This window comes from Neoakkermansia glycaniphila (assembly GCF_001683795.1).
Classification (GTDB): domain Bacteria; phylum Verrucomicrobiota; class Verrucomicrobiia; order Verrucomicrobiales; family Akkermansiaceae; genus Akkermansia; species Akkermansia glycaniphila.
Genome location: NZ_LIGX01000022.1, coordinates 75,292 through 81,995, shown reverse-complemented (window position 1 = coordinate 81,995; position 6,704 = coordinate 75,292). Strand labels below are relative to the sequence as shown.

Annotated in this window: 8 protein-coding genes; 4 read left to right on the top strand and 4 right to left on the bottom strand. The window is 55.5% G+C overall.

Annotated features, from left to right (window positions below):
- Both AC781_RS06945 and AC781_RS06940 read left to right on the top strand, forming a co-directional pair.
- The coding region (locus tag AC781_RS06945; RefSeq protein ID WP_141675801.1) for an autotransporter outer membrane beta-barrel domain-containing protein at window positions 1-669 on the top strand (669 nt) is incomplete at its 5' end.
- A gap of 360 nt (window positions 670-1,029) precedes the next feature.
- Entirely contained in the window at window positions 1,030-1,767 is a 738-nt protein-coding gene (locus AC781_RS06940; protein WP_067775625.1) for a hypothetical protein, read from the top strand.
- A gap of 108 nt (window positions 1,768-1,875) precedes the next feature.
- Here the strand turns inward: AC781_RS06940 and AC781_RS06935 are convergent, their stop codons facing one another.
- The gene (locus AC781_RS06935) at window positions 1,876-2,538 is read right to left on the bottom strand and encodes an ABC transporter ATP-binding protein (RefSeq protein ID WP_067775622.1); all 663 of its coding nucleotides are present in this window, start codon (window positions 2,536-2,538) and stop codon (window positions 1,876-1,878) included.
- Between the two features lie 27 nt (window positions 2,539-2,565).
- Complete coding sequence (gene panC, locus AC781_RS06930; RefSeq protein ID WP_246777966.1) at window positions 2,566-3,429, bottom strand: pantoate--beta-alanine ligase; 864 nt, start codon at window positions 3,427-3,429, stop codon at window positions 2,566-2,568.
- A 96-nt stretch (window positions 3,430-3,525) separates the two neighbouring features.
- Here panC and AC781_RS06925 point away from each other — a divergent pair, with 96 nt between their 5' ends.
- Both AC781_RS06925 and lpxD read left to right on the top strand, forming a co-directional pair.
- Window positions 3,526-4,152 (top strand): OmpH/Skp family outer membrane protein, encoded by a 627-nt coding sequence (locus tag AC781_RS06925; RefSeq protein ID WP_083076694.1) that lies wholly within the window; start codon window positions 3,526-3,528, stop codon window positions 4,150-4,152.
- Window positions 4,153-4,180: 28 nt separating this feature from the next.
- On the top strand, window positions 4,181-5,227 hold the full coding sequence (lpxD, locus tag AC781_RS06920) for a UDP-3-O-(3-hydroxymyristoyl)glucosamine N-acyltransferase (RefSeq protein ID WP_067775616.1): 1,047 nt from the start codon (window positions 4,181-4,183) through the stop codon (window positions 5,225-5,227).
- Window positions 5,228-5,407: 180 nt separating this feature from the next.
- On the opposite strand, the gene AC781_RS06915 is transcribed toward lpxD, so the two are convergent.
- Complete coding sequence (locus tag AC781_RS06915; RefSeq protein ID WP_067775612.1) at window positions 5,408-6,103, bottom strand: YczE/YyaS/YitT family protein; 696 nt, start codon at window positions 6,101-6,103, stop codon at window positions 5,408-5,410.
- 49 nt (window positions 6,104-6,152) lie between these two features.
- Window positions 6,153-6,293 (bottom strand): hypothetical protein, encoded by a 141-nt coding sequence (locus tag AC781_RS14030; protein ID WP_172801778.1) that lies wholly within the window; start codon window positions 6,291-6,293, stop codon window positions 6,153-6,155.
- Window positions 6,294-6,704: the final 411 nt, after the last annotated feature.

Sequence of the window (6,704 nt, the reverse complement as noted above, 5' to 3'; positions counted from 1 at the left end):
GCGGACACCGCCAGCGGACATGTCGACAGCTACCTCACCAGCCTCTACCTCCGCGGACAGAGCGGCAAATGGTCCCACGTCGGCATCCTCACGGGCGGCACCGCGAAAGCCGACCTCGACCGCACCGTCAACTACGGCGCCGGCCAGTACAAAACCAGCGGCACCACGGACGGCAGCAGCTTCGGCGCCATGTACGAACTCGCCTACGACATCGCGCTGGACACCGACTACAAATCCCTCGTCCAGCCCCTCTTCAACGCCAGCCTCAACAGCGCGCGCATGAAAGGCTACACGGAAACGGGAGCGGGCAACGCCAACCTCAGCGTCGAAAACATGGACACCACCTACGGCACGGTAGGAGTGGGCGGCCGCTACATCGCCTCCGTCGGGCAAAACCTCTTCAACCGCACGGCCACCCTCGAAGCGCGGGCCATGCTCCTGCAGGACATAGGAGACCGGCAGGTAGAAGCGGACGTAGCCTTTGCGGACGCGAAAGGGTACAAACGCACGGTAGAAGGAATCAAACCCGGAAGCACGGGAGTGGAAGTAGGCCTCGGACTCACGATACCGGTCGAACTGCAAAGCAGCATCTTCATGGAAATCAACCTTGATGCGCGCAGCCGGAGCACGGAAGTAAGCGGAGGAATCGGCTACCGCTACAACTTCTAAAGGAACGGCGCGAACCAACCGACCGCAACCACGCAACGGCAGAGCCGGAGGGGAAATGCCCCCTCCGGCTTTTGCGTGTCCGTCTATATAGCACGCAATCATTGTTTTACGATAATTATATGGTTGTTTATCAGAAATTCTCATTGATTGCGGATTGCCAATCCGTTATGGCTTTACTATATATCTTTTCAGTTTTTTTGATGTGATGTAGGGAAGAAAAAAACATACACCATATATAATATCTCCATGAGCATGATTTTAAGTCATTTTCCTGTTGACGGCGGATTGGCAATCCGTTATGATTATTCCCGGAAAAGTCATTATGATTTAATGTCTTTTTTATTTTAACTTGGACTGATTATGAAAAAAATCACTTTAACACTAATCTCTCTGGCGTGTTGTGGTATTGCCGCCGCCGCTCCGGATACCAAGGCCGTCAATTTCGGCTCGACATCCGTGGATGTCGGCTGGACGACCCATACGCAAGCCGGAGGAGCAAGTATTTCCGTGACATCTCCGTATCAATTGACCGTGAGTGCCAACGGTGGCAACTTCAATACAGGCAATTATGGCACGGGTTCCACGACGACGCTTCATGCGGATATTCTGGCTGAATTTTTAAGAACGACGGGAATCAGCATGACCGCCAATGTGTACCAGACCGGGCTGACCAATGGTGCAGCGGGCGTACAGACGACGTCTTTCTCCGGCCTTGTGGCCAATGAAAGCTATACGATGTATGTTGTTTACGGTTGCCAGAATCGTGCGAACGACCAGTATTTTACGCTTGATACCAACTATATTACCAAGGCGGAACAGTATGTGACCAGTTCGGCTTCAGGCGCATACAGCACGCTTGATCTGGCTGCTTCTTCAAAGACTCATACATTGCGTGGAAGCGCCGATTACGTGGTGCTGAAATTGACGGGGCATGCGGATGCTCTCGGCAATTTGACGATCGGCAGAATGGGTGAACGCGGTACGATCAACGCCTTGACGCTGACTCAAACTTCCAGCATTATTCCGGAACCTTCCATTGCAGCTTTCGGATTGTTCGGTTTTGCGGGGCTGGCCCTGCGCCGTCGGCGTGCTGCCTGACAGGTGCTTTGCCTGCATACGATTTGATCGGCGGCCGCCTTTCGGCAAGAGGCGGCCGTTCTTTTTGGGAGGGGTGGAATGTTCAGCGAGGGAACTGAAAGGCAGCGATTATGCCTCGTCGCATACAATGCCGTCGCGGATGGTCAGGATGCGGTCTCCGCGTTTGGCGATGTTCGGATCGTGCGTGACGATGACGAGCGTTTTTTTGCGTTCGTCGGCAAGGGAAAAGAGGAGGTCCAGCACTTCGTTGCTGTTGCGGGAGTCGAGGTTGCCCGTCGGTTCGTCCGCGAAAATGATTTCCGGATTGTGGGCCAGTGCGCGGGCGATGGAGACGCGCTGCTGCTCGCCGCCGCTCAGTTCGTTGGGCAGGTGGTCCAGCCGGTTGCCCAGCCCGACGCGGTCCAGCAGGGCGGTGACTTCCTGCGTGGCTTCGCGTCCGGCAATGGCCGTAGCCAGTGAGGCGTTTTCCAGAGCCGTGAGTTCCGGCATGAGCATGTAGTTCTGGAAGATGAAGCCCATCATCCTGTTGCGGAATTCGGCGCGCGCTTTTGTCAAGAGTCCGTAGATGCTTTTGCCGCCGATTTCCACTGTGCCCTGCTGTGGCATTTCCAGGCCTGCAAGCGTGTACATGAGCGTGGTTTTGCCGGCTCCGCTCGGTCCGCACAGAAAGACTTTCTCTCCGGGCCGGATGTGCAGTTCCAGCCCGTGCAGCACTTCGATCGTTTTTTTGCCGATGGTATAGCTGCGGTGGAGGTTGATGGCTTTGATCACGTGAGGGATGTGGATGGGGGGTGGAAATCAGGCACGCTGAAGCTCGATATTGTCGATGAGCCGCACATCGCCGAACCAGGCGGCGACGGCAAGCAGCGCGGGGGAAGCAGGTGTGCGGAGTTCGTGCAGGGTTTCCGCATCGACGAGTTCGGCATAATCCACCCGGACGCCCGGAATCGCCTCAAGGGCGGCCGTCAGATCCCGGCGCACGTCGTCGGCATTCGTCCCCGTTTCGTAGGCCTGTTTGGCGGCAAGGAGGTTTTGCCGGATGGCGGGAGCGGCGGCGCGGTGTTCAGGAGTGAGTCGGACATTGCGCGATGAGCGGGCAAGCCCGTCCGCTTCCCGGACAATTTCGGCTCCGTGCAGCGTGATGGGAATATCGAGATCTCGCACCATGCGGCGCAGGATGGCGAGCTGCTGGTAGTCCTTTTTGCCGAAGATGGCATCCGTCGGCTGGACGAGGTTGAAGAGCTTGTTGACGACGAGGCAAACTCCGGCGAAATGGCCGGGGCGGGTTGCGCCGCAGAGCGCGGTCGAGAGGTTCGTTTCTTCCAGTGAGATGGAGCGGTCGCCTTCATACATGCTTGCGGGATCGGGGGTGAATGCAATATCGACGCCGCACGTTTCGCAGAGCTTCAGGTCGGCTTCCGGCGTGCTGGGGTAGGAGGCCAGATCTCCCGCGTTGTCGAACTGGACAGGGTTCAGAAAGATGCTGGCGACGACGCAGCCTTCTGCTCCGGCCAGCTCGCGTGCCTGCCTCAGGAGGCTGGCATGGCCTTCGTGAAGTGCGCCCATGGTCGGTACGAAAACGATGCGGCCGCTCCTCTTGTCTGCCAGAGCCCGGCGAAGGGCCTGCTTGGTGGAAATATTCTGCACGGGGAAAGAGTACACGATTATGCCGAAAATTCAAGGGGAAAGACATGCCGAACCCTTGACATGGTTCCCGGTCGCAGATAAAGTGAAGGTGTCAGAAGACACTGTGTACACATGAAATTGTCCCATATTTCTTTTATTGCGACGGCGATGCTCGGTCTTGCCACAACGGCAACGGCGGCGGAACTGAAGGTAGCGTCCGTAGACGTGCAGGATTTGTTCAGATCCTACTACAAGACGCATGCAGCCCAGAAGAAGATCAACGAGCAGCGCATCAAGATCGAAAACGAAACCAAGGAACGCCAGGACAAGCTCAAGGCCTTGGGCGAAGAGCTGCAGAAGATCAGGCAGCAGTATAACGACCCGACCTTGAACGATGCCCGCCGCCAGGCCATCTCCAAGGAGTTCCAGTTGAAGCAGAACGATGCCATGTCTGCTGAAAACGAATACAAGAACTTCATGCAGCGCAAGCAGATCGCCTTCCAGGAAATGGTCAAGCGCGATATGAGCAGCATCATCACCGAGATCGAAAAGGCAGTGCAGGACAAGGCCAGCGCGGAAAACTTCGATATCGTGTTCGACAGCAGCGCGGTGACTCCTTCCGGTACGCATACGTTCGTGTTCGCCAAGAAGAGCCTTGATATTACTCCGGCCATGAAATCCGAGCTGAACAAGAATGCTCCCGCCGGATTTGATCCGAACGCTCCTCTCGACCAGCCTGCCGCTCCGGCAGCCAACTAAGCGCGTCATCCCCCCCATTTTGCGATTCATGAAGCTCACACTTGCAGCCGTTCAGGAACTGACGGGGGGTAAGCTGTTAATCGGAACTCCGGAGAGTGAAATCTCCGGAGTTTCCACATTGTCCGAGGCCGGCAGCGATGATGCTGCCTTTCTTGGCAACGAAAAATATTTTCACGACTTTCTTGCCACGCGTGCAGGGGTCGTTCTCGTGCCTCCGGGTCTTCCCCAGTATCCCGAAGGCATCGCTTTGATCGAAGTAGCCAATCCTTCGCTGGCGTTCAATGCCCTTGTGAAGCATTTCATGAGCGTGTCCACGGCATGGATTCCCGGCATTCATCCGTCGGCCGTCGTCGATCCTTCGGCGAAGCTGGATGCCTCTGCCGTGCGCATCGGCGCCGGAGCGGTGATCGAAGCAGGAGCCTGCATCGGTAGCGGTTCGGATATCGGCCCGGGATGCGTGATCGGAGCGTCCGCCGTAGTCGGCGAATGTTGCAAGCTTCATGCGCGCGTCGTCGTGCGCGAGCGGTGCCGCCTCGGTTCGCACGTTGTGGTTCAGCCGGGCGCCGTCATCGGCTCCGATGGTTTCGGCTTCCTGATGGGCGCCAACGGCTGTTATGAGGGTATCGACCAGGTGGGTATCGTCGAGATCGGCGACCATGTGGATATTGGAGCGAATACGACGATCGACCGTGCCCGCTTCGGTCGCACCGTCATCGGTGAAGGAACCAAGATCGATAATCTCGTGCAGATCGGACACAATGTGGCGATCGGCAGGCATTGCATTCTCGTGGCTCAGTCCGGAGTAGCCGGCAGTACGCAGATCGGCGATTATGTGACCGTAGCTGCACAGGTCGGCATTGCCGGACATTTGAAAGTGGGCGACAAGGCGACGATTGCGGCTCAAGCCGGGGTCATCACCCATCTGGAGGGCGGCAAGGTTTATTGGGGCACGCCTGCCAGCGAGTTCATGCAGGCGAAGAAGCAATATGCCTGCATCCGCCGCTTGCCCGAGCTGGTGAAGGATGTGCGGGATCTGAAAAAAGCGGCAGAAGGGCAGAATCCTTCGAAATCCTGATCGTTACGGCCATGTACCGGCTGTGCTGCCTGCAAGGGCGGACAAGATGATGCCTGTATCCGGCTGGCTGTCCCATAATAGTCTCTCAGGGGAGCCGTACCTCCGTGGGAGTTCTGGCAGATCGATATTCCTCCCATGGACGATGGACCATGAATGCCCGGTAAAGGCTGCCTGATGTTTTTAACCGGCCGTTTCGCTGCAATCTTCCTCTTCTTCGTCCCGGCGATCCAGAAAATGGACGAGTTTGTTTTTCCAGAGGCGCGTGAAGAGGTTGAGAAATCCGCCCACGCCGACGGCGGCAATGGCCGTGCCTTCACGTACCCCTTCCAATCTCTGGAAGAAGATATACGACAGGAGGATGGCGCCGGCGACCATGGTGCAGTCGAAACAGATTTTCGAATGCGAAAAGGCGATGCCGGATTTGTAGGAGACGGCCTGCATGACACCTTCGCCGGGAAGGGAGAGCAGATCGGCGCTCAGGTAGAACAGAATGCCGAGCGCTACCAATGCCATGCTGGCGATGAGGTAGAGGAGCTGATGGGGATAGCTGCCGCATGCAGGCAGGCAGGAGGTACAGGCCGATGCCAGCGAAACGAAGTAGCCGAAGAGGAAGGAGCAGAGTATCTGCAGGAGGGTGGTCATTTTGAATTCGCGGCGCAGAATGACCGCTTGCAGAGCGATAAAGCCGACGAAGACAAGCGAGGTGCAAAGACCCATTTCGGCCGATGTGATGCGGCTGAGTACGTAGGGCAGCGTGTTGAGCGGCGAGACGCCGAGATTCGAGAGTACGGAGAGCGAGACGCCGGTGGCAAGCAGGAAGAGGCCGATGCAGTAGATCAACACTCGTTTGCAGTAATACAGGGATTCCGAATTCATGGCCGATGGCTTGAAGGCGGCCGCTATGTATGACAGGGTAGAGGTTTTGTCAAGGCGTATTTGCGACGAAATACACCTTGCCGAGGCACCTCATGGAGGCAGTTAGGGCGGCATGATCGCAACAGGGCAGTATTGCCTGTATGGCTGCCAGAGCAGGCAAGCGGATGATGACGGGATAGAAAAATGCCATAGAGATGACATTTTTCTATCAATTAGAGAATGGCAAGAAGAATCTTTCAAAATGGCACTCTATTTGCATAAAAATATTTTGTCATAAAGTATGCCATAATATTGGAGTTTTTTCACATTGAAATACTATTATATTGGAGTTTTGTTAAGTTAGGAGGTTGACTATTATGCTGTAATCCATTCTCGGAAAAAGAGATACTTATGCATAACAGAAAAAATATCGTTGTCCTAACATAAAAATCGAGTATATTCATTCCGGCAGGAGAATTGTTGGAAACAAAAAATTGGTTGATTTGACCCAGCCTTTTCGTTACGATAACGCCTCACACACACACTATATGAGCATGAAACTACTTGCATTTAGATGTCCCGATGAACTCCGGAGACGCATGGACAAATATTGCAGAGAATA

Bases quoted from the DNA above. Each gene is read 5' to 3' on its own strand.
- AC781_RS06940 (WP_067775625.1), top strand. From the start codon at position 1,030: ATGAAAAAAATCACTTTAACACTAATCTCTCTGGCGTGTTGTGGTATT.
- AC781_RS14030 (WP_172801778.1), bottom strand. From the start codon at position 6,293: ATGGCATTTTTCTATCCCGTCATCATCCGCTTGCCTGCTCTGGCAGCC.
- AC781_RS06915 (WP_067775612.1), bottom strand. From the start codon at position 6,103: ATGAATTCGGAATCCCTGTATTACTGCAAACGAGTGTTGATCTACTGC.
- lpxD (WP_067775616.1), top strand. From the start codon at position 4,181: ATGAAGCTCACACTTGCAGCCGTTCAGGAACTGACGGGGGGTAAGCTG.
- AC781_RS06925 (WP_083076694.1), top strand. From the start codon at position 3,526: ATGAAATTGTCCCATATTTCTTTTATTGCGACGGCGATGCTCGGTCTT.